This window comes from Streptomyces sp. Rer75 (assembly GCF_013414305.1).
In the GTDB taxonomy this organism is placed as follows: domain Bacteria; phylum Actinomycetota; class Actinomycetes; order Streptomycetales; family Streptomycetaceae; genus Streptomyces; species Streptomyces himastatinicus.
The window spans coordinates 9,390,403-9,416,200 of record NZ_CP058693.1; the positions used below are offsets into that span (position 1 = coordinate 9,390,403).

24 protein-coding genes are annotated in these 25,798 nt (G+C 73.9%); 13 read left to right on the forward strand and 11 right to left on the reverse strand.

Annotated elements, in window-relative coordinates; translation table 11 throughout:
* Positions 1–115 precede the first annotated feature (115 nt).
* Positions 116–799 (forward strand): PAS domain S-box protein, encoded by a 684-nt coding sequence (locus tag HYQ63_RS39820; protein ID WP_179938731.1) that lies wholly within the window; start codon positions 116–118, stop codon positions 797–799.
* A gap of 35 nt (positions 800–834) precedes the next feature.
* On the opposite strand, the gene HYQ63_RS39825 is transcribed toward HYQ63_RS39820, so the two are convergent.
* Complete coding sequence (locus HYQ63_RS39825; protein WP_257232462.1) at positions 835–1,593, reverse strand: hypothetical protein; 759 nt, start codon at positions 1,591–1,593, stop codon at positions 835–837.
* A 300-nt stretch (positions 1,594–1,893) separates the two neighbouring features.
* On the opposite strand from HYQ63_RS39825, the gene HYQ63_RS39830 reads away from it, so the two are divergent.
* From HYQ63_RS39830 to HYQ63_RS39860, 7 genes are read left to right on the forward strand one after another with little or no spacing between them, the layout of a single operon-like run.
* Positions 1,894–3,087, forward strand: coding sequence for an FAD-binding oxidoreductase (locus HYQ63_RS39830; RefSeq protein WP_257232463.1), 1,194 nt, complete (start codon positions 1,894–1,896; stop codon positions 3,085–3,087).
* Complete coding sequence (locus HYQ63_RS39835) at positions 3,084–3,365, forward strand: (2Fe-2S)-binding protein (RefSeq protein ID WP_179938737.1); 282 nt, start codon at positions 3,084–3,086, stop codon at positions 3,363–3,365. Before HYQ63_RS39830 ends, HYQ63_RS39835 begins: the two co-directional genes overlap by 4 nt.
* The gene (locus tag HYQ63_RS39840; protein ID WP_179938739.1) at positions 3,346–4,833 is read left to right on the forward strand and encodes an NAD(P)/FAD-dependent oxidoreductase; all 1,488 of its coding nucleotides are present in this window, start codon (positions 3,346–3,348) and stop codon (positions 4,831–4,833) included. The genes HYQ63_RS39835 and HYQ63_RS39840 overlap by 20 nt, the downstream gene beginning before the upstream one ends.
* Entirely contained in the window at positions 4,830–5,738 is a 909-nt protein-coding gene (locus HYQ63_RS39845; RefSeq protein WP_179938741.1) for a dihydrodipicolinate synthase family protein, read from the forward strand. Before HYQ63_RS39840 ends, HYQ63_RS39845 begins: the two co-directional genes overlap by 4 nt.
* Positions 5,739–5,742: 4 nt before the next feature.
* A complete protein-coding gene (locus tag HYQ63_RS39850; protein WP_179938743.1) occupies positions 5,743–6,744 on the forward strand; it encodes a proline racemase family protein in 1,002 nt (333 codons plus the stop codon).
* Positions 6,745–6,754: 10 nt separating this feature from the next.
* Positions 6,755–7,732, forward strand: a complete 978-nt coding sequence (locus HYQ63_RS39855; RefSeq protein ID WP_179938745.1) for an ornithine cyclodeaminase family protein — start codon at positions 6,755–6,757, stop codon at positions 7,730–7,732.
* Positions 7,733–7,746: 14 nt separating this feature from the next.
* The gene (locus tag HYQ63_RS39860) at positions 7,747–8,499 is read left to right on the forward strand and encodes a GntR family transcriptional regulator (RefSeq protein WP_257232464.1); all 753 of its coding nucleotides are present in this window, start codon (positions 7,747–7,749) and stop codon (positions 8,497–8,499) included.
* Between the two features lie 96 nt (positions 8,500–8,595).
* On the opposite strand, the gene HYQ63_RS39865 is transcribed toward HYQ63_RS39860, so the two are convergent.
* Together HYQ63_RS39865 and HYQ63_RS39870 are read right to left on the reverse strand one after the other, a co-directional pair.
* Positions 8,596–10,098, reverse strand: coding sequence for an FGGY-family carbohydrate kinase (locus tag HYQ63_RS39865; protein ID WP_257232465.1), 1,503 nt, complete (start codon positions 10,096–10,098; stop codon positions 8,596–8,598).
* The gene (locus HYQ63_RS39870) at positions 10,098–11,741 is read right to left on the reverse strand and encodes a fucose isomerase (protein ID WP_179938747.1); all 1,644 of its coding nucleotides are present in this window, start codon (positions 11,739–11,741) and stop codon (positions 10,098–10,100) included. Before HYQ63_RS39870 ends, HYQ63_RS39865 begins: the two co-directional genes overlap by 1 nt.
* A gap of 178 nt (positions 11,742–11,919) precedes the next feature.
* On the opposite strand from HYQ63_RS39870, the gene HYQ63_RS39875 reads away from it, so the two are divergent.
* The 3 genes from HYQ63_RS39875 (at position 11,920) to HYQ63_RS39885 (ending at position 14,329) form a co-directional block, all read left to right on the forward strand.
* Positions 11,920–12,927, forward strand: a complete 1,008-nt coding sequence (locus tag HYQ63_RS39875; RefSeq protein ID WP_257232466.1) for a LacI family DNA-binding transcriptional regulator — start codon at positions 11,920–11,922, stop codon at positions 12,925–12,927.
* A gap of 135 nt (positions 12,928–13,062) precedes the next feature.
* Entirely contained in the window at positions 13,063–13,647 is a 585-nt protein-coding gene (locus HYQ63_RS39880) for a hypothetical protein (RefSeq protein ID WP_179938749.1), read from the forward strand.
* Between the two features lie 58 nt (positions 13,648–13,705).
* A complete protein-coding gene (locus HYQ63_RS39885) occupies positions 13,706–14,329 on the forward strand; it encodes a hypothetical protein (protein WP_179938751.1) in 624 nt (207 codons plus the stop codon).
* On the opposite strand, the gene HYQ63_RS39890 is transcribed toward HYQ63_RS39885, so the two are convergent.
* Positions 14,326–15,441, reverse strand: coding sequence for a mechanosensitive ion channel family protein (locus HYQ63_RS39890; protein WP_179938753.1), 1,116 nt, complete (start codon positions 15,439–15,441; stop codon positions 14,326–14,328). The genes HYQ63_RS39885 and HYQ63_RS39890 overlap by 4 nt on opposite strands.
* A 287-nt stretch (positions 15,442–15,728) precedes the next feature.
* Here HYQ63_RS39890 and HYQ63_RS39895 point away from each other — a divergent pair, with 287 nt between their 5' ends.
* Positions 15,729–16,910, forward strand: a complete 1,182-nt coding sequence (locus HYQ63_RS39895; RefSeq protein ID WP_179938755.1) for a MalY/PatB family protein — start codon at positions 15,729–15,731, stop codon at positions 16,908–16,910.
* An 82-nt stretch (positions 16,911–16,992) separates the two neighbouring features.
* Here HYQ63_RS39895 and HYQ63_RS39900 read toward each other — a convergent pair whose 3' ends face one another.
* On the reverse strand, positions 16,993–18,711 hold the full coding sequence (locus HYQ63_RS39900) for a glycoside hydrolase family 13 protein (RefSeq protein WP_179941016.1): 1,719 nt from the start codon (positions 18,709–18,711) through the stop codon (positions 16,993–16,995).
* 197 nt (positions 18,712–18,908) lie between these two features.
* A complete protein-coding gene (locus HYQ63_RS39905) occupies positions 18,909–19,100 on the reverse strand; it encodes a hypothetical protein (protein WP_179938757.1) in 192 nt (63 codons plus the stop codon).
* Positions 19,101–19,215: 115 nt separating this feature from the next.
* Between HYQ63_RS39905 and HYQ63_RS39910 the strand changes: the two genes are divergently transcribed.
* A complete protein-coding gene (locus HYQ63_RS39910) occupies positions 19,216–20,394 on the forward strand; it encodes a LacI family DNA-binding transcriptional regulator (RefSeq protein WP_179938759.1) in 1,179 nt (392 codons plus the stop codon).
* Here HYQ63_RS39910 and HYQ63_RS39915 read toward each other — a convergent pair.
* Genes HYQ63_RS39915 through HYQ63_RS39935 form a run of 5 tightly spaced genes read right to left on the reverse strand, consistent with a single transcriptional unit; the run spans position 20,369 to position 25,734 of the window.
* The gene (locus tag HYQ63_RS39915; RefSeq protein ID WP_179938761.1) at positions 20,369–21,313 is read right to left on the reverse strand and encodes an NAD(P)-dependent oxidoreductase; all 945 of its coding nucleotides are present in this window, start codon (positions 21,311–21,313) and stop codon (positions 20,369–20,371) included. The genes HYQ63_RS39910 and HYQ63_RS39915 overlap by 26 nt on opposite strands.
* On the reverse strand, positions 21,310–22,428 hold the full coding sequence (locus tag HYQ63_RS39920) for a cytochrome P450 (protein ID WP_179938763.1): 1,119 nt from the start codon (positions 22,426–22,428) through the stop codon (positions 21,310–21,312). Before HYQ63_RS39920 ends, HYQ63_RS39915 begins: the two co-directional genes overlap by 4 nt.
* Positions 22,425–23,966, reverse strand: a complete 1,542-nt coding sequence (locus HYQ63_RS39925; protein WP_179938765.1) for a class I adenylate-forming enzyme family protein — start codon at positions 23,964–23,966, stop codon at positions 22,425–22,427. Before HYQ63_RS39925 ends, HYQ63_RS39920 begins: the two co-directional genes overlap by 4 nt.
* Positions 23,966–24,709 carry a glycosyltransferase gene (locus HYQ63_RS39930; RefSeq protein ID WP_257232468.1) on the reverse strand — a complete coding sequence of 248 codons (744 nt, stop codon included), beginning with the start codon at positions 24,707–24,709 and terminating at the stop codon, positions 23,966–23,968. The genes HYQ63_RS39925 and HYQ63_RS39930 overlap by 1 nt, the downstream gene beginning before the upstream one ends.
* Entirely contained in the window at positions 24,706–25,734 is a 1,029-nt protein-coding gene (locus HYQ63_RS39935) for a 3-oxoacyl-ACP synthase III family protein (protein ID WP_179938767.1), read from the reverse strand. Before HYQ63_RS39935 ends, HYQ63_RS39930 begins: the two co-directional genes overlap by 4 nt.
* Positions 25,735–25,798 lie beyond the last annotated feature (64 nt).

Sequence of the window (25,798 nt, forward strand, 5' to 3'; positions counted from 1 at the left end):
GCGCACTACATGATTTTGTAGTGCCGAATGGTGCGATCGACTTGCGCACGCGCCGTTCGCGGTGTCAACAGGAGTGCGGTGCCAAGAGGTGTGACGTACGAGAGCGAGGTCCGGCATGGACGAGCCCGAGGTGCCGGAAGAGGCGAGGAAGATCCTCGGCGGTGAGGACTGGGTCGTCTGGCGCAACCGCTCGCTGCTGCTCTTCGACCGGGTCCCGGTGCCGTGCGCGGTGTGCCGCACGGACGGCGAGATCCTGATGGCCAACCCGGCGATGGCGGCCGAGTGGGGCACCGCCCCCGGGCAACTGGCGGGGCGCAACGTCCTGGAGCTGTTCCACCCCAACGCGGCCGCCCAGGTGCACCGCATCGTCGAGGCGGTCCGGCTCGGACGCCGCTCCCGCTATCCGATCGAGGTGCGGTGGCAGTCGCCGGACGGGGCGCGGCGGTACGGCGAACTGACCGCGGACACCGTGAGCGACACCGACAGCCCGATGTGGCTGCTGGTGCTGCTGCGGGTGCTCGGCGAGGAACCTAGGTCGCGGGGCGATGGCACGGCGGACCCGGCCCCCGACGAGACGGAGCGGGCCGCCCCCATCGAGGCCCGGATCCTGGCGCTCGCCGCGGGCGGCCACACCACCGCCCAGATGGCCCGGCAGACCGGACTCACCGGGGACGGGGTCAACTACCACCTCACCCGGCTCTCCCGGCGCTGGGGCGTCGGCAACCGCGCGGAGCTGGTGGCCCGGGCCTATGTGCTCGGCGTGCTGTCCCCGGGGGTCTGGCCGCCGGAACCCTCCTGACACGTCATGCCCTGACGGCGGGTCGGTCGCAAGGCTCAGCCGCGCATGGTCACGCCGTGGTGCGTACGCAGCCGCCGCAGCTCCCACAGCGACAGCGCGGTCACCGACAGCGGGCCGCCGAAGGCGGCGGCCAGCTGGGCGGGCAGCGGCCCGTTGGGCAGCCCGTCCGACAGCAGGTTGAAGCCCGCGATCAACCACACCAGCACCGTGGTGAGCACGGGTGGCAGCGCGGCGTGCACATAGGCGGTGTTGAAGGCGCTGCGCGCGACGTACGCGGAGGACAGGAAGAGGAACACCAGCGCCCACGGCAGACCCACCATCAGCGGCAGGCCGACCGCGAACAGCATCACGCCGTGCAGCCCGTGCAGCAGCGTCGTCTGGCCCACCACATAGATGAAGACGCCGAAGGCCACCAGGATCAGCACATACCAGCCCACCGTCTTGAGCGGGCCGCGCAGCCGGGAGCGCAGCTCCGGGCGCCGGTGCGGGGGCGCGTAGAGGATGAAGCCGAACACGACCAGCGGGCCGGTGAGCAGGAGCAGGAGCGGGGTCGCGAAGAGATTGGCGGCACCGTCCGTCGCCGCACCGCTCCAGCCGCCGTCCGCCCCGTACATGTAGATCAGCGCCAGGCTCGCGACGATACCGAGAACGGAGCGGGTGAGCTGGACCCGGTCGACGAGATGGTCCCGGACCCGCCCGCCGCCCTCCTGGTCGAACAGCCGCTTCGCCACGCGGTTCGCCGAACGGACCAGCGGGATGAGCGGCGAGAGCAGCCACCACCGACGGCGGCGCACCGGGGCCGGCGGATACGGGCCGGGCGGCTGCGGAGGCACACCGTACGGGGCGGGCGGTGGCGGTCCGTAGGGGTTCGGCGGCGGCGGGCCGTAGTACGGGCTCTGCGGCGGCGGCCCGTATGGATCGGGTGTGGGCGACGGACCCCACGGTCCGCCCCCTTGACCAGGATTGTTCGGCGGCTGCCATCCCCCCGTAGCCACGTGCACTCCTCCCTCGCTAGGTGCCGTGGCGGCGAATTCTAGCCATGTGCCGTCGCCGCACCCTGGCCAGGGATAGTGCCATATGACATGCTACCGGCCATGACCGGTACGAGTTCCCGACCCGGCATTCCCCGCCCCCCGGATGTGCTCGTCATCGGGGCGGGCATCATCGGCGCGGCCTGCGCGTATTACTGCACGTCAGCGGGGTTGCGCGTGACTGTTGTGGAGCGTGGCGCGATCGGCGGCGGAACCACCGGCGCGTGCGAGGGCAACATCCTGGTGTCCGACAAGGAGACCGGGCCCGAACTGGACCTGGCGCTGCTGTCCTCCCGGCTGTGGCGGGAAATCCGGGACGACCTCGGGGCCGCCGCCGTGGAGTACCACGCCAAGGGCGGTGTGGTGGTGGCCGGTTCGGACGCCACCGCGGCGGGGCTGCGGCAGCTCACCGAGCGGCAGCGCACGGCCGGGGTCGAGGCGGTGGACGTCCGCCCGGACGAACTGGCCGAGCTGGAGCCCAACCTGACCCACGAGGTGGCCGGCGGTGCCCACTACCCGCAGGACGCGCAGGTCCAGCCCGTGCTGGCGGCCGCACATCTGCTGCGGCACGCCCGCGCCCGGGGCGCGACCGTCCACACCGGGGTGAGCGTGACCGGCTTCCTCCGGGACCGGCGCGGCGCCGTCACCGGGGTGCGCACCGACTCGGCCACCCTGCCCGCCCTGCACGCCCGATGGGTCGTCAACGCCGCGGGTACCTGGGCCGGGCAGCTCGCCGACCTCGCCGGGGCACCGGTGCCGGTGTTACCCCGCAAGGGGTTCATCCTGGTCACCGAGCCGCTGACGCGCGTCGTACGGCACAAGGTGTACACCGCCGAGTACGTGGCCAACGTCGCCAGCGACGACGCCGGTCTGGAGACCTCGGTGGTGGTCGAGGGCACCCGGGCGGGCACCGTCCTGATCGGCGCCAGCCGGGAGCGCGTGGGATTCGACCGCACGGTGGCGCTGCCCGTGCTGCGGAAGCTCGCGGACCAGGCCATCGCTCTCTTCCCGTTCCTCTCCGACGTGGCGCTGCTCCGCAGCTATCTGGGCTTCCGCCCTTACTGCCCCGACCACCTGCCGGTGATCGGGCCCGACCCCCGTGCCCCGGGCCTCGTCCACACCTGCGGCCACGAGGGCGCCGGGATCGGCCTGGCCCCCGCCACCGGCCATCTGATCGCCCAACTGCTCACCGACCGGGCACGGGATCTGTCCCTCACACCGTTTCGACCGGAGCGATTCGCGGAGGCCGCCGCATGAACCGGACCCCGTTCACCTTCCGCTTCGACGGCCGGACCATCGCGGCCGAGCCCGGCCAGAGCATCGCGGCCGCGCTCATCGCCGACGGGCAGCGCTCCTGGCGCCGCACCCGCGAAGGCGGCCGCCCGCGCGGGATGTTCTGCGGCATCGGGGTGTGCTTCGACTGCCTGGTGATCGTCAACGGGCGCCCGAACCGCCGCGCGTGCCTGGTCGAGGCCGCGCCGGGGGACGTGGTGGAGACCCAGGAGGGAGCGGGCCGTGCCCATCTCGCCTGCTGAACCGGCGAACGTCCCGTACGACGTCCCGTACGACGTCCCGTACGACGTCGCGGTACTCGGGGCCGGGCCCGCCGGGCTGTCCGCGGCCACCGCCGCGGCGGCCCACGGCGCCCGGGTCGCGCTGCTGGACGCGGCGCCCCGCGCCGGTGGCCAGTACTGGCGCCACCGCCCCGCCGACGACGGCGCCGCGCACCACGACTGGCCCCTCTTCCAGCGGCTGCGCACGGCCGCGGACACCCATCGCGCCCGGCTCGACCACCTGCCCGGCCACGCCATCTGGCACGTGGAGCGCACTGATGACGGCTTCGCCACCCACGCCCTGAGCGACGGCGACGGCGCGTCCGGCGTAGTCCTCAGCCGTACCGTCGTCGTGGCCACCGGCGCCTACGACCGCCAATTGCCCTTCCCCGGCTGGACCCTGCCCGGCGTCTACACCGCCGGTGGTGTGCAGGCCCTGCTCAAGGGGCACGGCGTCGTCGCGGGCCGGCGCGTCGTCGTCGCCGGGACCGGGCCCTTCCTGCTGCCGGTGGCCGCGGGCCTCGCTGGGGCGGGGGCCACGGTCCTGGGCGTCTTCGAGGCCGGACGGCCCACCGCCTTCGCCCGCCACCCGCTCACCACCCTGCGCGCCGCCGCCAAACTCGGCGAGGCCGCCCACTACCTGCGGACGCTGCGGCGCCACCGGATCCCGTACCGAACCCGTACCACGGTGGTCCGGGCCGAGGGGACGGACACCGTCACCGGGGCGGTGGTGGCGCGGCTGGACGACCGGTGGCGGATCGTGCCCGGCACCCGGCGGCGGCTGGAGTGCGACACGGTGGCCGTGGGGTACGGCTTCACCCCGCAGACCGAGATTCCGCTCCAGCTCGGCTGCGCGATGCACCGGGACGCCGACGGCAGCCTGACCGCCCGCGTGGACACCCGGCAGCGCTCCACCGTGCCCGGCGTCTATGTGGCGGGCGAGGCATGCGGGGTCGGCGGAGCCCAACTCGCCTGTACCGAGGGGGAGCTGGCGGGGCTGCACGCGGCGTACGCCACCACCGGCACCCGCCCCGACCCGCGCAGGATCGCCCGGCTGCTGCGGCTCCGGGCCGCCCGGCGCGGCTTCGCCGCAGCGCTGCACGCGGCGTATCCGGTGCGGCCCGGGTGGCGGGAGTGGCTGACCGAGGACACCGTCGTGTGCCGCTGCGAGGAGGTGACCGCCGGTGCCATCCGCCAGGTGGCGGAGGAGCTGGGGGCCACCGATCCCCGGGCGGTGAAGCTGTGTGCGCGCCCCGGAATGGGCCTGTGCCAGGGCCGGGTGTGCGGCTATGCCACCGCCGCCCTGACCGCCGCCCACGCCGGACGCGACGTCACCGAGGACGACCTGCGCGGTCTGGCGAGCCGACCCGTCGCCCAGCCGGTACCGCTCGGACTGCTGAGGAACCCGGGTACGGAATCCATGCCACACCACGACGAGGAGGGCGCATGAACGCACAGGCCAAGCCATGGCACGGGGTGCTCGTCGCGACGGCGTTGCCGCTGCGCGAGGACCCGGCCGGCAGGCTCGCGGTCGACTTCGACGGGTACGCCGAACACCTCACCTGGCTCGCGGCGAACGGCTGTCACGGTGTCGTCCCCAACGGCTCCCTCGGCGAGTACCAGACCCTGACCGCCGAGGAACGGGCCCGCGTGGTCACCACCGCCGTCGAGGCCGCCCCCGAGGGCTTCACCGTGATGCCCGGCGTGGCGGCCTACGGCGCCGACGAGGCCCGGCGCTGGGCCGAGCAGGCGGCCGAGGCGGGCGCCCCGGCCGTGATGCTGCTGCCGCCCAACGCCTACCGTGCCGACGAACGCGCGGTGCTGGCCCACTACCGGGAAGTGGCCAGGGCCGGGCTGCCCGTCGTGGCGTACAACAACCCCATCGACACCAAGGTCGACCTGGTGCCCGAGCTGCTGGCGGAGCTGTACCACGAGGGGCTGATCGGGGCGGTGAAGGAGTTCACCGGCGATGTCCGCCGCGGCTACCGGATCCATGAACTGGCCCCGGGGCTCGACGTGTTGTGCGGCAGCGACGACGTGGCGCTGGAACTGGCCGTGGCCGGGTCGCCCGGCTGGATCGCCGGCTACCCCAACGCCTTCCCGCGCGCCTGCGCCGAGCTGTGGCGGGCCGCCACCGCGGGCGATCTCACCACCGCGCTGCCGCTCTACCGCACCCTGCACCCGCTGCTGCGCTGGGACGCCAGGACCGAGTTCGTCCAGGCGATCAAGTTCAGCATGGACATCGCCGGGCGCTACGGCGGACCCTGCCGCCACCCGCGCGTACCGCTCACCGCCGAACACGCCGACACGGTGCGCAAGGCCACCGAGAAGGCCCTCGCGGAAGGGCTCGTCTGAACCCATGCGCAGCGACCGGGTCTTCCACGCCGTCGACTCGCACACCGAAGGGATGCCGACCCGCGTCATCACCGGCGGCGCCGGGGTGATTCCCGGCGCCACCATGTTCGACCGGCGACGGTACTTCATGGCACACCTCGACCACATCCGCCGGTTCCTCATGAACGAGCCACGCGGCCACTCGGCGATGAGCGGGGCCATCCTCCAGCCGCCGACCCGCCCCGACGCCGACTGGGGCGTGCTCTTCATCGAGACCTCCGGCTGCCTGCCGATGTGCGGACACGGCACCATCGGCGTCGCCACCGTCCTGGTCGAAACCGGCATGGTGGCGGTCGAGGAGCCCGTCACCACCATCCGGCTGGACACCCCCGCCGGGCTGGTCGTGGTGGACGTGGCCGTCGAGCGGGGCGCGGCCCGCGGGGTGACACTGCGCAACGTGCCCTCGTTCGCGCTCGCCCTGGACCGCACCGTGAAGACCGCGGCCTTCGGCGACATCGGCTACGACATGGCCTTCGGCGGAAACTTCTACGCCATCGTCGACCTGGACCACCTCGGGATCCCCTTCGACAGGGCCCACAAGAACCGCATCATGGACGCCGGACTCGCCATCATGGCCGCCATCAACGAGCAGGCCCGCCCGGTCCACCCCGACAACCCCGAGATCAGCGGCTGCCACCACGTGTATCTGGCCGCCCCCGGATCGGACGCCCGGCACTCCCGGCACGCCATGGCCATCCACCCGGGCATGTTCGACCGCTCGCCCTGCGGCACCGGCACCAGCGCTCGCATGGCCCAGCTGCACACCCGCGGACTGCTGCCGCTGCACACCGACTTCCGCAACGAATCGTTCATCGGCACCCACTTCACCGGCCGACTGGTCGAGGAGACCACGGTCGCCGGACTGCCCGCGGTGGTGCCCACCGTCACCGGGCGCGCCTGGATCACCGGCACCGCCCAGTATCTGCGCGACCCCGACGACCCGTTCCCCGAAGGCTTCGAGCTGTGAAGAGCCGACCATGAAGATCATCGACGCGGCCTCGGTCGCCGCCGCCCTGCCCATGCGCGCCGCGATCCGGGCCCTCCAGCAGGCGCTACGGGACGGGCTCGACCCCGAGGCCGACCCGCCCCGCGCCGTGGTGCCGGTGGACCACGGCCAGCTGCTGCTGATGCCCGCCGAGGGCCGTAGCCCCCGAGGACGCGCCTACGCGGGCGTCAAGATGGCCACCGTCGCACCGGACAACCCGGCGCGCGGACTTCCCCGCATCCAGGGGCAGTATCTGCTGCTGGACGCCGAAACCCTCACCCCGCTCGCCCTGCTGGACGGGGTCGCGCTCACCAACCTCCGCACCGCAGCGGTGTCCGCCGCGGCCGCCGACCTGCTCGCCCCGCCCGACGCGTCCCGGCTGGTGCTCTTCGGCGGCGGCCCGCAGGCCCACAGCCATCTGGCCGCGCTGCGCGCGATCCGCCCCCTCACCGAGGTCACCGTCGTCGGCCGTACCCCGGAGCGGGCACGCCAACTGGTCGAGGGCTTCCCGGAAACCGCCGGGGTCCGCGTTGTGGCCGGGGAGCCGGACGCGGTCGCGGACGCCGATCTGATCGCCTGCTGCACCACGGCCCGCACCCCGCTGTTCGACGGAACCCTGCTGCCCCCGCACGCCACCGTGCTGGCCGTGGGATCGCACGAACCCGGTGCCAGGGAGGTCGACGACCACACCGTCCGCCACGCCACCGTGGTGGTCGAGTCCCGCGCCGCCGCCACCCGGGAGGCGGGCGACCTCATCCAGGTCATCGACCGCGGCCTGCTCGACCCCGCCCAACTGCTGCCCCTCGCCGACCTGATACGCACCACTCCGGGCGGCCCGGCGGCGGCCTCCGGGCGCCCCCGGCTGTTCAAGAGCGTGGGAATGGCGTGGGAAGATCTCGTGATCGCCGGTACCGTCCATGAGGCCCATGAGGCCGGCCTGTCCGGTGAATCCGGCGAGGGCGACAGATGAAGGAGACCGACCGCATGACCGTGGACGACGGGGCCACCGCGCGCCTGCCCTCGCTCCGCGGCCGCCGCAGCCTCCGCGAGGAGATCGCCGAAACCCTCCGCGGCGCGGTGATCTCGGGCGAACTGAAGCCCGGCGTCGTGTACTCCGCCCCGAGCCTGGCCGAACACTTCGGAGTGTCCGCGACCCCGGTGCGCGAGGCCATGCTCGACCTCTCCAAGGAGGGGCTGGTCGAGATCGCCCGCAACAAGGGCTTCCGGGTCACCCACCTCTCCGCGGCCGAACTGGACGACATCACCCACCTGCGCGCGCTCATCGAGATCCCGGTGATCCGGCAGATCACCGAGGCGGGCGTCGCCCCCGAGGTCATCGCGCGGCTGCGGCCGCTGGCGGCGGGCATCGAGGAGGCCGCGAACCGCCGCGACTTCATCGCCCACGTCACCATCGACATGGAATTCCACCTCACCCTGCTGGAACAGGCCGGGAACAGCAGGCTGGTGGAGACCGTGCGCTCGCTGCGCACCAGTTCCCGGCTCTACGGACTGCGCACGCTGACCGAAGGCAGCGCCCTGTTCGACTCCTCCCACGAACACGCCGAACTCCTCGACCTCATCGAGGCGGGCGACGCGGACGGCGCCGAGGCCCTGATGCGCCGCCACCTCGGCCACGTCCGCGGCATCTGGGCCGAGGAGAACGCCCCCGACCCCGACCCCGCCCCCCAAGGCCGCCGAGGCGGCCGGAGCCGCCCGACCGGGGAGCCGCCCCGGTGAGCACGGTGCACGAGGCCGAGGAGACCTACCGGCGGATCGCGGCCCATGCGTGGCGCGCCCCCACCGACGCCGTGCTGGCCGACCGGGTGGGGTGAGTCAGCCGGTGGCGAGGCCGTGGACGATGTCCGCGGTCGCCGGGTACAGCTCGCGGTAGCGCGCGTACAGCTCGTCGTAGCGCGCCGTGGTGGCCGGGTCGGGGCGCACCTGGACGGCGGGCGGATTCCACCGCGCGATGGAGGCATCCCCGACGGCCGACGCGGCGAGGAACGCCGAACCGAGGCTCGCGCCGATGGTGTGCGTGGGGACGTCCTGGGTCAGCCCGGTGATGTCGGAGACGATCTGCGTCCACAGATGCCCCTGGGCGCCACCGCCCACGGCCACCACCCGGTCGATGCGGCCACCGGCGGCGCGGATCGCCTCCACGTTGTGGCGGACGCCGAACCCGGTGGCCTCCAGCGCGGCGCGGTAGAGATCGCCGCGGGTGTGCGCGAGGGTGAGGCCCGCGAGGACACCGCGGGCCGCGGGGTCGGCGACGGGAGTGCGCTCCCCGTCGAAGTACGGCAGCATCAGCAGCCCGCGCGCCCCCGGGCCCGAGATCTCCGCCTCGGCCAGCAGTTCGGGCACGGACGGGTCCCCGAACAGCGAGCGCAGCCAGTCGGTGATGGCGCCCGAGGACGCCATGCCACCGGCCAGGTTGCGGGTGCCGGGGAGCGCCCCGACGGTGCCCCACAGGGCGGGGAAGGTGACGCGCTCCTCAACCGTGTTGATCAGGAACATGGTCGAGCCGTACATCAGCATCAGATCGCCGGCGTTGTGCGCGTCGCCGCTGACCGCCTCCGCCCAGGCGTCGATGGTGCCGACCGTCACCGGGGTGCCCGCCGTCAGCCCCGTCGCCTCCGCCGCCCGCGGCGACACCCGGCCCGCCACGTCCCCGGACCAGGCGAGCCGGGGCAGTTCGATCCGCCCCGCCAGCCCGTCCGACCAGGGGCGGTACCAGTCGAGGGCGCCGGTGTCGTAGAGCGGGGTGCACTGGCTGGCCGAGTGGTGGTCCAGTACGTACTCCCCGGTGAGCCGGTGCACCAGCCAGGAGCTGGGCATGAACAGCCGCCGGGCGCGGGCGAAGACGCCGGGCTCGTGCCGTGCGAGCCAGGCGAGCTTGGGGCCGACGGCCTGGGTGGAGAGCACCGAACCGCAGCGGCGCAGGATCTCCTCGCGGCCCAGCGCGGCCTCCAGCTCGCCGATCTGCTCGGTGGCGCGGGTGTCGATCCCGTACAGCAGGGCCGGGCGCAGCGGCACACCGGCGTCGTCCGTGACCGCGACACACGGCCCCATCCCGCTGACGCCGACCGCCTCCACGGTCACCTCGGCGGACCCGAGCAGATCCCTCACCAGGGTGGTGAACTCCCGCCACCACACCTCCGGGTCCATCTCCACCCAGCCCGGGTGCGGCCGGTCGACGGAGTGCCGTACGACGGACTGGGCGAGGACCGTGCCGTCCGGCGACACCAGCACGCCCTTGGAGCTGGAGGTCCCGATGTCCACGCCCACCACGGCGCGCCGCGGGGCGCTGTGCGACGTCATCGCGTTCGGCGACGCCATCACCCGGCCTCGATCGCCACGTCGCCGCACAGGTGCACGGACACCCCCAGCCGTTCGAAGGCCGCCGCCTTGACGGCCAGCGCGCGGTCGGCCGTGGCGGCGTCGGGCGCGTACACCACCTGGATGTGGTTGGCCTTGTGGCGGGCCATGAACTGGTCGCGGCTCACCCCGTCGAGGACCGCGTGCATGACCGGCCACTCCGGGTTGGTGGCCTGGCGGCGCCGCCGCGTCTCCTCCTCGGGCAGCTCCACCGCCCGGCCCCGGCCGATGTCCAGATGCAGCGCCCCGTCCGCGATGTACAGCCGGGACCAGACGATCTCGCCGGGCCGGGACACCCCGGACAGGGTGCCGCCACCGGCCGGGAAGTACACCGGGTTCTGCCGCAGGGAGACGGCCTCGGCGTAGCCCCCGGCGAGGTGGGACGCCGGGATGGAGCCGGAGATCTCGAAGACCCAGACGAACCGGCCGTCGTACTCCTCGCCCCAGCGGACGTCGTGCAGGGTGGTGGCCGGGTCGAGGCCCATCGCCGTCCAGATGCGGTTGCTGAGCAGCGCGTCCACCGCCACGCCCTCGTCCACCTCGTTGAAGTGGGGGAGGGGCCGGTCCTCCCACAGCACCCGGGAGCCGTCGCGGCTGCGCACGGGGGGCCGCTCGGCGTTGTTCAGCAGCCCCTCGGCGAGGTCGGAGGCGGCCACCAGGTCCTTCAGGCCCTGCTGGTACTGGATGCCGACCGCGTCCAGCCCGAAGTCGTCGCTGATCCGCAGCGCGGCGATGTACATCGCGAACTGCTGGCGCAGCTGTTCGTCGGTCAGCTCGGTGGCCTCGTCCGTACCGGTCTCGAAGCGCATGCCGCGCTCGGTGAGCCACGTGCGCACCGCGGTGGTCTCCGCCTCCGGCACCGTGGACATCTCGGCGAACAGCGCGCTCTGCGACAGGCGCTCCTTGTAGATGCCGAGGGGGTTGAGGAGTTCGTCGTCGATGATGGCGTTGTACATGCCCATGCAGCCCTCGTCGAAGACCCCGATGATGGCCTTGTCCGCCATCAGCTGGTCGGCGACGGCATGTCCCAGCTCGCGTTCGGGCGTGGCCGGGAGCGGCGGCAACGGCCGTACGTGCGAGGTGTCCTGGGGAACGGTGCCGGTGTCCACCCAGCTCCGCAGCCCCTCCAGGAACCAGTCGTCGGTGAAGTCCACGCTCCACAGCGTGGAGTACTCCTTGCCCATCTTGGTCAGGCCCGCGTTCACCCCGAGCAGCCCCACCAGGCCCGGCCAGGTGCCGTCGAAGTTGGCCACGGTCAGGATGGGGCCACGGTGGGTGCGCAGCCCGGCCAGCACATGGTGGCTGTACTGCCACACGGCCTCGGCGACCACCAGGGGCGCGTCGGAGGGGATCGAGCGGAAGACGGTCAGCCCCATGCGCTGGCTGTCGATGAAGCCATGGCCCTTGGCCGGATCCACCTCGTGTGCCCGGCGCACCGTCCAGCCGAGCTTCCCGAAGGCATCGCCCAGCGCGGCTTCCATCGCCTCCTGGACCGGCCACCCCGCGGCATTGGCGGAGGGGCGCAGATCGCCGCTGGCCACCAGCCAGACCGTAGCGGGCTCCACGGTCGGCCTCGGTGTGCTGACCGGCACGGTGTACGGCATGGCGCCACCCCATTCCCTGCGTTGTCGACGGGCACCCGTGACGGCCGCCGCGGGTGCCCGCAGGCTCTCAGAAATCGATTTCTCGGGCAAGGGTCGGGGCGCGGAGCCAGGGCAGGGGCCCGGTGAGGTTCCGGCTCCGGTGGTGATGCCGCGGCGGGAGGTGGCTACCGTGGGTGAGGTGACACCAACGCCGACGATCAAAACCGTTGCCGAGGCGGCGGGGGTTTCCCCGGCCTCCGTATCCCGGGCGCTCAACGGCAATCCGACCATCGCGCCGGAGATCGTCGAGCGGGTGATGCGGGCCGCCGACGCGGTGGGGTACCGGCCGAACGGGATCGCCAGGAGCCTGCGCACCCGCACCACCAAGGTCATCGCGCTGCTCATCCCCGACATCGGCAACCCGTTCTTCACCGCGGTCGCGCGCGGCGTCACGGACGCCGCCGAGGCGGAGGGCTATACGGTCCTGCTCTGCAACACCGACGAGGATCCCGAGAAGGAGCGTCGCCACCTCGCCGTGGCCGAGCAGGCCCGGGTGGCCGGGGTCGTGCTGTCCCCGCAGGGCAGGGACACCGACATCTCACGGCTGCGGCAGAGCCGGATCCCGGTCGTGGTGATCGACCGCCCGCTGCGCGAGAAGACCGACGCCATCGTGGTGCCCTCCTTCGCGGGCGCCCGGGCCGCCACGCGCCATCTCATCGAGCAGGGCTGGTCGCGCCCGGCCTGTATCACCGGCCCGGCGTCCGCCGACACCGCCCGGGCCCGGCTGCGCGGCTACCGCGCGGCCATCCGGGAGCACGACGGCATGCCGGAGATCGTCGCGCACGCCGACTTCCGGCAGGACGGTGCGATGCTCGCCGCCCGTGAGCTGCTGGCCCGGGCCGACCCGCCCGACGCGTTCTTCGTCGCCAACGCCCCGATGGCGCTCGGCACGCTGGCCGCGCTCGCCGAACGGGGCTTGCGCGTCGGCTCCGACGTCGGCTTCGTCTCCTTCGACGACGCCCCCTGGGCGCCGTACATGACGCCGCCCATCTCGGTCGTCGCCCAGCCCGCCCATCCGCTGGGGGAGCGCTCGGCGCGGCTGCTGCTGGAGTCGCTCCGCACCCCCGTGGAGCGGCGCCCGCGCCGCATCACGCTCTCACCCACCCTCGTCGTGCGCGCCAGCTCGCTGCGGCCGCCGCGGGGGTGAGCCGCGGGGGTGAGCCGCGGGCTCAGGGCGTGCACCAGAAGTACTAGGGAATTTCGCAGTTTTGGTACGGACCAAAGCGAGCAGGCGCGCCGGGTACGGGCCGAGAAGGGCCCATCACATCAAGGAGGTGTCCGTATGGCATTACGGACGACACCCAGCCGGCTCGCCGGGGCAACTGTCGCCGCCGTCACGGGGCTGCTGTGCAGCCCGTGGGCGCAGACCGCCTCGGCCGCCGCACCCGACGCGTCCTCCGCCGCGCGCCACTGCGTGGTCGACGCGCGCACCGGGCAGCAGAGCTGCTTCGGTACGTTCACCGAGGCGGTCGGGAACGCCACCGGCGGCCGGATCACCGACGCCCCCGCCACCCCGCGGGCGGCCGCCGCCTCGAAGTCCTTCCGGACCGAGGCGGCGGAGGCCGACGTGGGCGCGCAGGGGGACGTCATCCAGGGGACGTTCTTCGACGAAAAGGGCTTCACCGGCGCCTCGCTCACCATCACCGGACCCGAGCTGTGCGAGAAGGACGGCTGGGTCAACTGGCAGTTCGACCTCGGTGACGACTGGAAGAACCGCATCTCCTCGGTACAGCCGTGGGGCAACTGCGCCATCTGGCTCTACCCGGAGCCGAACCTCGGCGGCGACCGTGACGGTCCGTTCGACGAGAACACCGACGACGTGGGTCAGGCGATGAACGACCGCACCCAGTCGATCGGCTTCAGCTGATCCCCTTCCGCCGCGGTCCGCACGGACCGTGGCATTCCCCCCACAGAAAGCACCCGACATGAGTCGTATCCGCACGTCCCGGACCCGTAGCGCCGTCTTACTGGCGGCGCTGGCCACCGTGGGCGGCATGGTCCTCGCCGCCCCCGCGCAGGCCGAGGAGACCCCCACCAACCGCGAACTGCTCGACAAGTGTGACAACGGCACCGACTCCTGCGTCTTCCACCCCGAGGGCGCGCCCACGGACACCGTGGGGGAGTCGCACCAGGTCGGCGACAGCGCCTACAACTGCACCCAGGACCTCCAGCGCTCCAGCATCGCCTGGGCCGACACGACCGGGGAGACCAACAGCCTCGGTGTCTCGCTCAGCGCCGAGTACGGCTTCTCGGAGGTCTTCAAGGTGAGCGTCGAGACGTCGTACGGGCACACCTGGGAGAGCTCCCACACCGAGACCGACACCACCAACGTGGACGTCCGCCCCGGTGAGGTGGGCTGGGTCACCCGCGCGCCCCAGATGCAGCGCGTGAAGGGCACGTACGAACTGCACTTCGAGGACAAGTTCTACGGCCACTACATCTGGTACGTGCCGTTCGACGCGACCGGCCCCAAGCCGGACGCGCCCAGCACCAAGACCCAGCACACCCGTCCCATGACGGACCAGGAGAAGGCCGAGCACTGCGGCTAGGTGGTGCTCCCCGGGCCCGTGGCCACCCCCGGGCCCGGGGTCAGGTCCGCCTCGCCGGTGCGCTGGGCGGGCAGCGGCACCTGACCCGGCTGGTGGAGGACGACGGTACGCATCGGCAGCGGGATCTCGATGCCCTCGGCCTGGTAGCGCCGGTGCAGCCGCTTCATGAACTCGTGCTTGATCAGGTACTGGTCGCTGAACTCCAGGGCCCCCAGGAAGACCGAGAAGTCGATGCCGGACTCGCCGAAGGTGTGAAAGCGGATACTCGGCTCGAAATCGACCACGCCGCCCGAGACATCGGCCATCACCTTCGCGCCCACCTCGGTCGTCACCCGCTCGACATGTTCGAGATCACTCCGGTAGCCGACCCGCACCTGCACCATCACCGACATCTCCTGCCCCGGCTGGTGGTAGTTGGTGGTGATGGTGCCGGCCAGCTTGGCATTGGGGATGATGACGAGGTTGTCGGACAGCTGGCGGATCGTGGTGTTACGCCAGTTGATGTCCACGACGTACCCCTCCTCCCCGCTGCTGAGCCGGATGTAGTGACCGGGCTGCACCGTCTTGGACGCCAGGATGTGCACGCCCGCGAACAGGTTGGCCAGGGTGTCCTGAAGGGCCAGCGCGACCGCCAGACCGCCCACGCCCAGCGCGGTGAGCAGCGGCGCGATCGAGATGCCGAGCGTCTGGAGCAGGATCAGCACGCCCATCATCAGCACCGCGATACGCGTGATGTTGACGAAGATGGTGGCCGTGCCCGCGACCCCGGACCGGGACAGCGCCAGCGTCTGCACCAGGCCGGCGACGACGCGCGCCGCCGTGACCGTGGTGGCCAGGATCAGCGCCGCGATCACCAGCTGGTTGACGGTGTGACCGACGGTACGGGTCAGCGGCAGCGCCGCGGCCGCGGAGGACACGCCGATGGACATGGCCGCCCAAGGGGCCAGGGTGCGCAGGGTGGCGACGATGATGTCGTCCCCGCTCCACCGGGTCCGGCGCGCCCGCTCGCCCAGCCAGCGCAGCGCCATCCGCGCCAGCAGTCCGGCCGCCGCGGCGGCGAGCAGCGCGGCGCCCACGACGATGACGTCGTGCAGCGTCAGTGCCCGGTTCACCGCTCACCTCCCGAAGTGGTGCCCGCCGCCCTCGGGGCGGCGGCCCGCGTCGTCGCCGGACCGAAGTCCTGTCTGCTGCTCACCTGGTCACCTGTTCGTGGGGAGGATGTGCCGATATCGTCGCGGCGCATACACATGGCCTCGACGTGACCTGCCATCTTGCCGCATCCCGTCAACCTCCTGATGACCGCCCGGCCATGACCGTGAAGCCGCGATTGGCCCATCGTCACAGCTCGGAACACATGCAACACATGGACAACACGACCGGTGTGGGGACCATGGATGACATGGATCTCACTCCGCACCGCCCGGCCGACGACGACCCCAACCCGCTGAACCGGCTCACCCTCGACCAACTGCGGCTCCGGACCAGCATGAAGTGGCGCACCTACCCGGACGACGTGCTGCCGCTGTGGGTGGCCGAGATGGACGTACCCCTCGCCGAGCCGGTGGTGCGGGCGGTCACGGACGCGATCGCCCTCGGCGACACCGGCTATCCGGCCGGTACGGCGTACGCCGAGGCGCTGGCGGGCTTCGCCCGGGAGCGCTGGGGCTGGGACGGGCTCGCCGTGGAACGCACCGCGATCGTGCCCGATGTGATGCTGGGCGTCGTCGAGATGCTCAAGCTGGTCAGCGGCCCGGGGGACGCGGTGGTGGTCAACTGTCCGGTCTATCCGCCCTTCTACCCGTTCGTGGAGCACATGGACCGCCGCGTCGTGGAGGCACCGCTCGGCGCGGACCTGCGGCTCGACCTCGACGCGCTGGAGGACGCCTTCCGGCGTGCCGTCGCGGGCGGCCGGCGGGCCGCCTATCTGCTGTGCAGCCCGCACAATCCGACCGGAACCGTGCACACTGCCGACGAACTGGCCGCCGTCGCCGCGCTCGCCGACCGCCATGGCGTACGGGTCGTGGCCGACGAGATCCACGCTCCCCTGGTCGCCCCCGGGACCGTCTTCACCCCGTATCTCGGCGTGCCCGGCGCGGAGAGCGGGCTGTCGCTGATGTCGGCCTCCAAGGGGTGGAACCTCGCGGGGCTCAAGGCCGCGCTGGCCATCGCCGGTCCCGCGGCCGCCGACGACCTGGCGCGCCTCCCCGAAGAGGTCGGCCACGGCCCCAGCCACATCGGCGTCATCGCCCACACCGCCGCGCTGCGCGACGGCGGGGACTGGCTGGACGCCCTGCTGGGCGGGCTCGACGACAACCGCGCGCTGCTCGCCGGGCTGCTGGCCCGGGAGCTGCCCGGGGTCGGCTACCGGCCGGGTCCGGCGACCTTCCTCGCCTGGCTCGACTGCCGCGCCCTGGGCCTGGGGGACGACCCCGCCGCCGTCTTCCTCGACCGCGGCCGGGTGGCCCTCAACTCCGGACTGCCCTTCGGTACGGGCGGGGCGGGCCATGTCCGGCTCAACCTGGGTACCTCGCCGGAGGTGATCGCCGAGGCGGTACGGCGGATGGCGGCCGCCCTCGCCTGACGGCTGCCCTCTCCGACGGGCACCCTCATCCGACGGGTGGCCGCCCCCTTCTGACGGGCGGCCGCCCGGACCGCGCCGCGCGTCAGCCGGTCAGATCGGTGATCCACCAGGCCGCGGCGCTGCCCGGCAGCGTCCCGGGCGGGCAGGAGGTGCTGGCCAGAATGGGCGCACCGGTGACCGGGGCCGGGACCGGGTGGTCGCTGAAGTTGATCGCGCACACCAGCCCGTCGCCGCGGATGAACGCCAGCACCTCGGGCGGCGACTCCATCCACACCAGCGGCCCCTCGCCCATCTGCGGGAGGCTGCGCCGCAGATGCAGCCCCTCCCGGTACAGATGCCAGAACGAGTCGGTGTTGGCCAGCGCCCGGTCGGTGGCGTGGTCGGCGAACCACTCGGGCTGCGGCAGCCACGGCTGGGCCACCGCCTCGCCGGTGGTGAAGCCGAACGGCGAGGCATGCCCCGACCACGGCAGCGGCACCCGGCAGCCGTCGCGGATGTGCTGACGGCTGCCGGTGCGGTGGAAGATGGGGTCGGTCAGCACCTCGTCCGGCAGGTCGACCACCTCGGGCAGGCCCAGCTCCTCGCCCTGGTAGACGTACGCGGCGCCGGGCAGGGCCAGCATCAGCAGGGCGGCGGCGCGGGCCCGGGCCGGGCCGAGGCACGACACCTCGCCGGTGGCCGGCTCGCCCGCGTACCGGGTCACGGTGCGGACCTGGTCGTGGTTGTTGAGGACCCAGGTGACGGTGGAGCCGGTGTCGGCGATGTCCCGCATCGCCTCGCTGATCACCTTGCGGAAGACGTCCGGGTTCCAGGGCGCGGTCAGCAGGTGGAAGAAGAAGGCCTGGTGGAGTTCGTCGGAACGCACGTACTTGGCCTGCTCCAGCGGCGTCGGCACGGAGACCTCGCCGACCAGCAGCCGGTCGTTCCCGTCGCGGGCCGCGTACTCGTCGCAGATGGCGCGCCAGCGGCGCCACTCCTCGTGGATCTCCGGCTGGTTCCAGGCCAAGGGGTTGACGGAGTCGCGGGTGCGTTCGTCGATGGTGGGGTCGTCGGAGTCGGGCAGCTCGGGGTGCTTGAACAGACCCGCCGCCACATCGATGCGGAACCCGTCGACACCCCGGTCGAGCCAGAACCGCAGCACCTCGTGGAAGTGCTCGCCGACCGACGGCTCGCGCCAGTTGAGGTCGGGCTGTTCGGGGGTGAACAGGTGCAGGTACCACTGGCCGGGGGTGCCGTCGGGCTCGGTGACCCGGCTCCAGGCGGGGCCGCCGAACATGGCGTGCCAGTTGTTGGGCGGCAGTTCGCCGTCCGCGCCCCGGCCGTCGGCGAAGTGGAAGCGGGCCCGGGCCGGTCCGCCGGGTCCCTCGGCAAGGGCCGCCTTGAACCAGGCGTGTTCGCTGGAGCAGTGGTTGGGGACGATGTCCATGAGGACCTTCAGCCCCAGCCGGTGGGCGTCGTGCACCAGCCGGTCGAACTCCTCCAGGTCGCCGAAGATCGGGTCGACGTCGAGGTAGTCGGCGACGTCGTACCCGTGGTCGTGCTGCGGCGACGGGTAGAACGGGCTGAGCCAGATCCCGTCCACGCCCAGCTTCTTGAGGTACGGCAGCCCCAGCCGGGCCCCGGCGAGGTCGCCGATGCCGTCCCCGGTGCTGTCGAGGAAGCTGCGCAGGTAGATCTGGTAGATCACCGCGTCGCGCCACCAGGCGTGCGGTGAGCCCTCCGTGCGGTGCGTGGAGGGGCGGGGCGCCGTGGTGGCCGTGGCGAGGCCCGTTGCCTCGCCACTCGCCGGTATCGAGGTCATCCGGCGCTCATCCGGGGCTGTCATGCGTCCATCCCAGTGCTGGTTCGTGCTGGCTTGCTGATGTGATTGCTGGCTCGGGAGTCGGCCGGGCAGGGGTGGTCCGGCGCCATGCGGCAGGTTGTCGCGGGTCGGCGCGTTCGCCGGTGAAGGGCGGTGCGGACGGCGCTCGTGAGGCCCCCGGGCCGTGTTGTGCGTTCTCAGATGCCGCGCGGGGCGGGGGCCTTACGGTGGAAGGCCGGGCCGCCGAGGGGCGTACGGCTGAGGCGCGTACGGCCGGGGGTCCCATGGCTCAGGGCCGGGCAGCCGGGGGTCGCGGCCGGGCGCGGTGCGTCGGCGGCGGGGGCGGCGTACGGTTCCCCGGCGAGCATGCGATGCCTCTGACTGCTCACGGACAGGCCCTCTCGTGCGGCACATCACCGTTGATGTATCGATAAAGCACAGTGGCATAAGATGGGGGTGAGCGGCAAGCGATCACGAGAAGCCGGAGCAAACCGGGGAGAGCGGATGGCGACGCTGAAGGATGTGGCCCGCACGGCGGGGGTCTCGGTGATGAGCGTCTCCAACGTCCTCAACGACACCGGCCGTTTCTCCGCCACGATGCGCGAACGCGTGCTCCAGGCCGCCGAGGAGGTCGGTTACGCGGGCCCTGACCCGGCCGCCGCCTCGCTCCGGCGCGGCCGCACCGGCACCGTCGGGGTGGTGCTGCCCCTCCCGCTGGAGACGGCCTTCGCCGACCCGGCGGCCACCGCCTTCCTGGAGGGCGTGGCCCGTGAGTTCCAGCGGCGCCGCACCACCATGACGCTGCTCGCCCTGCCGCCCGCCGTCGGGCCGCTCGCCCGGCACGCCACCGCCCCCGTCCAGCAGGTGGCCGACGCGCCGCTCGCGGCGCTGGAGAAGGCGGTGATCGACGCGGCCCTCCTGTACAGCGTGGAGGAGGACCACCCCGGTCTTGACATCCTGGTCAAGCGCGAACTGCCGGTGCTGGCCGTGGACTCGCCCGGCCATGACACCGGGCGGGACCGCTTCGGCGACGCCTGGGCGGGCTTCGTCACCGTCGACGACTTCGGCGGCGCCCGGCGCGCCGCCCGCCATCTGATCGGCCTCGGCCACCGGCGGGCCGTGATCCTGGTGGACAAGCTCGCCGTTCAGCCCCGGCTGGGCCCGGCCACCTGGCCCCAGGCGCTCGCCACCACCAGCGCGATCCTGCGCCGCCGGCTGCTGGGCTACCGCGACGCGTGGGCCGAGGCGGGGCTGCCGTTCACGGACCTGACCGTCATCGAATGCGGCAGGAACGACTTTGCGGCGATCCGCACGGCCGTGCACCCCCTGCTCACCGCGCCGGGCCCGCGCCCCACCGCGCTGCTCGCCGTCTCCGACACCCTCGCGCTCGGCGCGTGCGCGGCCGTCCGGGACCACGGCCTCGCCGTGCCCGGTGACCTGGCCGTCATCGGATACGACGACATTCCCGCGGCCGCCACCGCCGTCGTCCCCCTCACCACGGTCCATCAGCCCACCGTGGAGAAGGGCGAATCGGCGGCGCGGCTGCTCCTCGATCACACCGACCACCACCTCGAGCACCGCTCCGACCACGGCGCGTCCACCGCCCCGCCCGCCCCGGTGGCCGGGGCGGCGCCGCCGGAACTCCCCACCCGTCTGGTCATCCGCGCCAGCACACCGGCCTGACGCTTCGTACGTAGTCGCCGAGGGACCACCGGGGGACCCACCCCCGCTCCCGGGCCCGGGTGGTGTCGAGGACGACGGTGTGCGCGAGCTGGTCCACCGCGTAGCGGGTCAGCACCGGCCGGGCCGCCGTCCGGTGGCGCGCGGCGGCCTCCAGCGCCCGGGCCGCCGCCAGGGCGAGGGGGCGCGGCAGATGGCCGATGCGCGCACGTCGGCCGTGGGCGCGCAGCACCTCACGGATCGCCCGGTCGCGGCGGTACGGCGCGGCGTCGGCGATGTTGTACGCGCCCGGCGGCCAGCCCGCGGCGGCGGACACACAGGCGTCAGCGAGGTTCTCGACGGCGGTGAGGCTGAGCGTCACATCGGGCCCCGGCAGCAGCAGGAGCCCGCCGCGGATCCGGTCCAGCAGCCGGGGCACCAGATACGGGTCGCCCGCCCCGTACACGGCCCGCGGCCGCAGCACCACCGCACCGGCCTCCAGCGCCAGCCATTCGCCCGCCGCCTTCGTCCGGCCGTACGCGTTCAGCTGGCCGGAGACGGGATGGTCCTCGCGCACGAGCCCCCGGCCGGGCCGCGGGTCGTACACACTGGCGCTGCTCACCCACACCACCGGCCGCCCGCCCGCCGCCCGCAACAGCCGGGCCGCGCCCCCGACGTTGACGGCGCGCATCTCCGCCTCGGCCGCCGACCCCGCCACCGGGTCCCCGACGGCCGCGGCGCAGTGCACCACCAGGTCGGCCCCGGTGAGATCGGGCACGTCCCGCGCGGCGTCCCACCGCACATGCCGCCCCACCGGCCCGCCGCGCCGCCCCACGCACAGCACCTCGGCGCCCGCGGCGGCGGCCGCCCGCGCGATGTACCCACCGCAGAAGCCGCTCGCCCCGGTGACGGCGACCCGCGCTCCGGTGAGACGGCCGGTCATGGGCTCTCCCGCGCGCGGACGGTCAGCGCCCGCCAGCCGGGGAGCGCGGCGTGGCGGTCCGCCCGGGCGCGGACGACGGCGGGACGGTACGGGGCCAGCGCGGCGAGCGTGTCCTGGAGCTGGGCCCGGGCCAGTGGCGCGCCCGGGCAGGCGTGCGGGCCCGCGCCGAAGACGAGCCGGGAGACGGCCGGTTCGACCGGGCAGCGCGCGTCCGGCCCCGTGCGGTGGGCCCGTACGGCGTGGCGTGCGACCAGCACGATCCGGTCGCCGCGCCGGATCGTGACCCCCGCCACGGTGGCATCGGCGGCGGCGACTCGCGGCAGTACGGGCGACGGGGCCACCACGCGCAGGAGTTCGGTCACCAGCGCCGGGCGCAGCGCGTCGGCCGCGGCGTCCTGCCACAGCCCGGCGTCGGCGCACCAGGCCACCGCGCGGGGGAGGGCCGCGACGGTGGTGGCGACGGCGGCGGTGGCCAGCATCGCGCGCAGCGCACCGTCGTCCCGCCCCTCGGCGACCAGCAGGGCCTGAAGGCGCCGCGCCGCCCCCGTCGCGCCGTCACCGGAGCGGCGCGGACCCGGCAGATGGTCCCGTACGGCCGCCGCGGCGGCGCCTGCCGCGGCCGACGCCACCGCCCGCGGATCGGCGTCGACGTCCAGCAGCGCGCATACCGTGGCCCCCGCCACCTCGTGCGCCACCTCCACCAGGTCCACCGTGCCGCCGGGCTCGGCGAGCGGGCCCAGCCGCCGGTCGAGAACGGCCCGCCACACCGGTCGCAGCCGGTCCACCCCGGCCGCGCCGAGGCCGTCGGCGAGCCCCCGCCGGGTCTCCCGGTGGCCGCCGCCCTCCTGGTCGAACAGCAACCCCCGTGCCCCCGGCCCGGACAGCGCGGCCCGCGCCGCGCCGCCGGTCGAGCCCTCGGCCGTACGGTCCAGCGGGACACGGGTGAGCACCTGGCGGCAGGCGTCGGCGTCGTGCACCAGGACCGTGGAGCCGAGGCGCACGGCCGGGCGGGCGCGGGTGGCGGCGAGCAGGGCGAGGAGCACCGGGTGCGCCGCCCGGTAGACGCGGCGGTCCCGGCGGCGGGCCCGCCGGTACGCCCGGTTCGGCGGCGTCATGACGGGGTGTCCGCCCGGCGGCCGGGCCGGAGGCGGCGTACGGAAGCGTGCGCGGAACGGCCGTCCAGCTGGGCCGCCGCCCGCCGGGCCGCCTCCGCGCGGTCCGGTTTGCGGGACCGCCCGGTGAGCGGGATGTCGGTGAGGAGCACCGCGTCGGGGCGGGCGGAGCCCATCCGCTCCAGCGGCCCGGCCAGCAGGGCACGCACCCGGCGCGGGTCGGCACCGGGGCCCGGCTGGACGAGCGCGACGAGCCGTTCGTCCCCGTCTCCGGCCGGGACGCCGACGAGGAGGGCCAGTTCGACCCCCGCGACGTGCAGCGACGGCTCGTACAGCCCCGGGTAGATGTTCTCGGCACCGCGCAGCACCATGTTCTTCAGCCGCCCCTCCAGCACGATCCGGCCGCCCTCCCACCGGGCCCGGTCGCCGGTCCGCACCCAGGGGTCGGGGTCCTCGCCCAGGTAGCGGTGGCGGGCCGCGGGCCCGGCCAGCAGCAGTTCGCCCTTCCCCGGGGCCATGCCGTCCACCCGGGCCCGGACCCCCGGCAGCGGTGCCCCGGCCAGATCGCCGGTCCCGCCGAAGGCCGCCTTCTCGGCCGCTTCGACGGCGGCGGCCGGGAACAGTTCGGTGAGCGCGTACACCCCCCACGCCTCGTCCGCTCCCGCCCGCTTGACCCGGGCCAGCAGCTCGGCGCCCGCCGGTGCCGAGCCGGTCCAGACCCGGCCGGTGAAGGGGGCCGAGGCGGCGAGCGCGGCGCGCAGCTGCGGTGGCGTCAGATAGGTGGCCTGCGGGGCGAGCCGGGCGAGCTGCCGGGCGAGGACGCGCGGCGTACGGGCGGGCAGCGCGACCGGGGCGCCCCGCGCCAGCGAGGGCAGCAGCACGAAGAACGTGCCGCCGAGCACGGGCGCGTCCGGCCGGGGCCGGACCAGTTCGGCCACCGACCGCATCCCGGCGGCGAGCCCGGCCCGGGAGTGCACCACGGCGCGCGGCCGGGACGTCGTACCGGAGGTGAACACGATGACCGCGTCCGCCGCGGCGTCGTCGCCCGCCTCGGGCAGCGCCACCCGCGACGCGGACAGGTCCAGCGCCGGGGCGCACCCCGGCAGCCGCCGCCCCAGCGTGGCCACCGGCCCGAGCGTGGCGAGGTCGGGCAGCGCGAGCCGAGCCCGCCGGGCCAGTGGGCGGGCCCACCCCGCCACGGCCTGCGCCGCGGCATCGGCGAGGACGAGGGCGGGCCGGGCCAGCGCCAGCCGGGCGCTGAGCACATCGGGGCCCACGGACGGGTCCAGCACGGCGGCCCGCAGCCCCAGCCGGTGTGCGGCGAGCATCACTGCGAGCGCGCGCGGCCCGGGCCGTATCGCGACGCCGACGGTGTCCCCGGCGGCCAGGCCACGGGCCCGCAGCCCGGCCGCGTAGGCCTCGGCGAGGTCGGCCACGTCCCCGCGGGTGGCGTGCACCCGGGGTGCGCCCGCGCGGGTGCAGCCCAGGACGGCCGGGCGGTGCGGATGGGCCCGCAGCGTGTGCGCGAGACGGTCCAGCATCAGCGCGGATCCTCCCCGTGGCGCCCGCTGCCCTTGCCGAGGTACCAGCGGGCGGTTCCGACGACACCGTAGGCGCGCAGCCGTCGCGTGGAGTTCTCCACGATCATCCCTTCGCAGCGGGCGATGGCGGTGGTGTGGCGGCGCACCCGGTTGAGGAACGCCCGGTCGGTGGGGGAGGGGCGCCGTGGCATGCCACCGGCGGCGAGGTACAGAGCGGCGGTGATGGCCATGTTGTTGCCCGCGTGCATCCGGTACGGCGCGAGATACCCGTGCCCCCTGCGGTGCGCGGGCCGCAGCCGTCCGAAGAGGGCCGCGAGGAACACCAGAAGGCGGAAGGCGGCCCGGCCCAGCGGCCCGTGCTCGTCGCGGCGCGCGGTGAGCAGTCCGCAGGCCATGCCCCGGTCGGTGGCGCCCAGCGCGGCCCGCGCGGCGGCCGTCCAGCCGGGCCGGGGCAGACAGTCGGCGTCGGTACGGGCGACGATCTCGGCGCCGTGTTCGATCGCGTACCGGAACCCGGTGTCCACGGCGCAGCCCACGCCCTTCTCCGGCTCCGTCAGCAGCAGGACGGGGAAGGCGGCGCGCCGGGCGAAGCGGCGGACGATGTCCGGGGTGGCGTCGGTGGAGGCGTTGTCGACGACCAGCAGGGTGAAGTCGCGGTCGTGCTGTGCGGCGAGCGCGTCGAGCGTGGCGCCGATCCGGGTGGCCTCCTGATGGGCCGGAACCACGACCCACATCCGGCTCATGACGCCTCCCACACGAGGGTCATGATGCTGACGCCGCCCCCGAGGCCGACGAACAGCACCCGGTCGCCCGGCGTCAGCCGCCCGTGTACCCGGTCCAGCTGCACCCCGAGCGACGCGCTGGCCACATTGCCCAACTCGCCCACCGTGACGACGAGTTTGTCCCGTGGCACACCGGTCGTCTCGATGAACCGCTCCAGATACGGCACCGTCACCTGGTGGACGAGCACCCGCGCGAAGTCCCGCCACTCCAGACCGGTCCGGTGCCGCATGCCGTCCAGCACCGACACCCCCACCTTCTCGAAGACGGTGCGCAGTCGTGTGCCGTCACCGCGGAAGTACGTCTGCTCCTCGTCGCGCGGATGCCGGGATCCACCGCCGAAGATGCCACCGGCGGCCCAGTGTTCGGAGTGGGTCCGGGTGTCGACGTCGAGGATGCCGCCGCGGTCCACCGGCTCGACCACCACCGCCGCGCCCGCGTCGCCGAAGGTGTATCCCGCGAAGGCGTCGCGGAACGCCGCGCGGCTCCCGGGGGCGCGGCGCATGGCGCGGCTCGGGGTCTCGCCGGTGACCACCAGCGCCCGGCCGGCGCGCCCGGCGAGGATCATCGCCCGTGCCATGTCGATGCCGTTGACGAAGCTGTTGCAGGCGTTGGTGACATCCAGCGCGTGGGCCCGGGAACCGAGTTCGGCCTGCACCACGTGCGCGGTGGCGGGTTCGGTCATGTCGCGGGTCGCGGAGGCGAAGAGCAACAGGTCGATGTCGAGCGGGTCGAGCCCGGCGGCGTCCAGGGCCCGCCGGGCGGCGCCGATCGCGAGCGTCGAGGCGTACTCCCCGTCCGCCGCGATCCGCCGCGAGCCGATCCCCGTCGCCCGTTCGAACACCCCGTGCGGCAGCGGGAGTCCGCAGCCGCGTGCCACCTCGCCGCGCAGCTCCTCGGACGTGAGCCGCCGCCGTGGCAGCCAGGAGCCGACGGAGGTGATCCCCACCCGAGGGGGACGCACGGGCACGGCCGGTGAACTGGGCATGGGGTCAGCATCATCGGGGTGATCGGCCGCGACATGAGTACGCGTACTCAAAAGCCACCGGGAG

Bases quoted from the DNA above. Each gene is read 5' to 3' on its own strand.
- HYQ63_RS39835 (WP_179938737.1), top strand. From the start codon at position 3,084: ATGAACCGGACCCCGTTCACCTTCCGCTTCGACGGCCGGACCATCGCG.
- HYQ63_RS39910 (WP_179938759.1), top strand. From the start codon at position 19,216: ATGGCGACGCTGAAGGATGTGGCCCGCACGGCGGGGGTCTCGGTGATG.
- HYQ63_RS39865 (WP_257232465.1), bottom strand. From the start codon at position 10,098: ATGGCGTCGCCGAACGCGATGACGTCGCACAGCGCCCCGCGGCGCGCC.
- HYQ63_RS39850 (WP_179938743.1), top strand. From the start codon at position 5,743: ATGCGCAGCGACCGGGTCTTCCACGCCGTCGACTCGCACACCGAAGGG.
- HYQ63_RS39860 (WP_257232464.1), top strand. From the start codon at position 7,747: ATGACCGTGGACGACGGGGCCACCGCGCGCCTGCCCTCGCTCCGCGGC.
- HYQ63_RS39880 (WP_179938749.1), top strand. From the start codon at position 13,063: ATGGCATTACGGACGACACCCAGCCGGCTCGCCGGGGCAACTGTCGCC.
- HYQ63_RS39870 (WP_179938747.1), bottom strand. From the start codon at position 11,741: ATGCCGTACACCGTGCCGGTCAGCACACCGAGGCCGACCGTGGAGCCC.
- HYQ63_RS39895 (WP_179938755.1), top strand. From the start codon at position 15,729: ATGGATCTCACTCCGCACCGCCCGGCCGACGACGACCCCAACCCGCTG.
- HYQ63_RS39845 (WP_179938741.1), top strand. From the start codon at position 4,830: ATGAACGCACAGGCCAAGCCATGGCACGGGGTGCTCGTCGCGACGGCG.
- HYQ63_RS39830 (WP_257232463.1), top strand. From the start codon at position 1,894: ATGACCGGTACGAGTTCCCGACCCGGCATTCCCCGCCCCCCGGATGTG.
- HYQ63_RS39885 (WP_179938751.1), top strand. From the start codon at position 13,706: ATGAGTCGTATCCGCACGTCCCGGACCCGTAGCGCCGTCTTACTGGCG.
- HYQ63_RS39820 (WP_179938731.1), top strand. From the start codon at position 116: ATGGACGAGCCCGAGGTGCCGGAAGAGGCGAGGAAGATCCTCGGCGGT.
- HYQ63_RS39900 (WP_179941016.1), bottom strand. From the start codon at position 18,711: ATGACCTCGATACCGGCGAGTGGCGAGGCAACGGGCCTCGCCACGGCC.
- HYQ63_RS39920 (WP_179938763.1), bottom strand. From the start codon at position 22,428: ATGACGCCGCCGAACCGGGCGTACCGGCGGGCCCGCCGCCGGGACCGC.
- HYQ63_RS39915 (WP_179938761.1), bottom strand. From the start codon at position 21,313: ATGACCGGCCGTCTCACCGGAGCGCGGGTCGCCGTCACCGGGGCGAGC.
- HYQ63_RS39930 (WP_257232468.1), bottom strand. From the start codon at position 24,709: ATGAGCCGGATGTGGGTCGTGGTTCCGGCCCATCAGGAGGCCACCCGG.
- HYQ63_RS39855 (WP_179938745.1), top strand. From the start codon at position 6,755: ATGAAGATCATCGACGCGGCCTCGGTCGCCGCCGCCCTGCCCATGCGC.
- HYQ63_RS39935 (WP_179938767.1), bottom strand. From the start codon at position 25,734: ATGCCCAGTTCACCGGCCGTGCCCGTGCGTCCCCCTCGGGTGGGGATC.
- HYQ63_RS39925 (WP_179938765.1), bottom strand. From the start codon at position 23,966: ATGCTGGACCGTCTCGCGCACACGCTGCGGGCCCATCCGCACCGCCCG.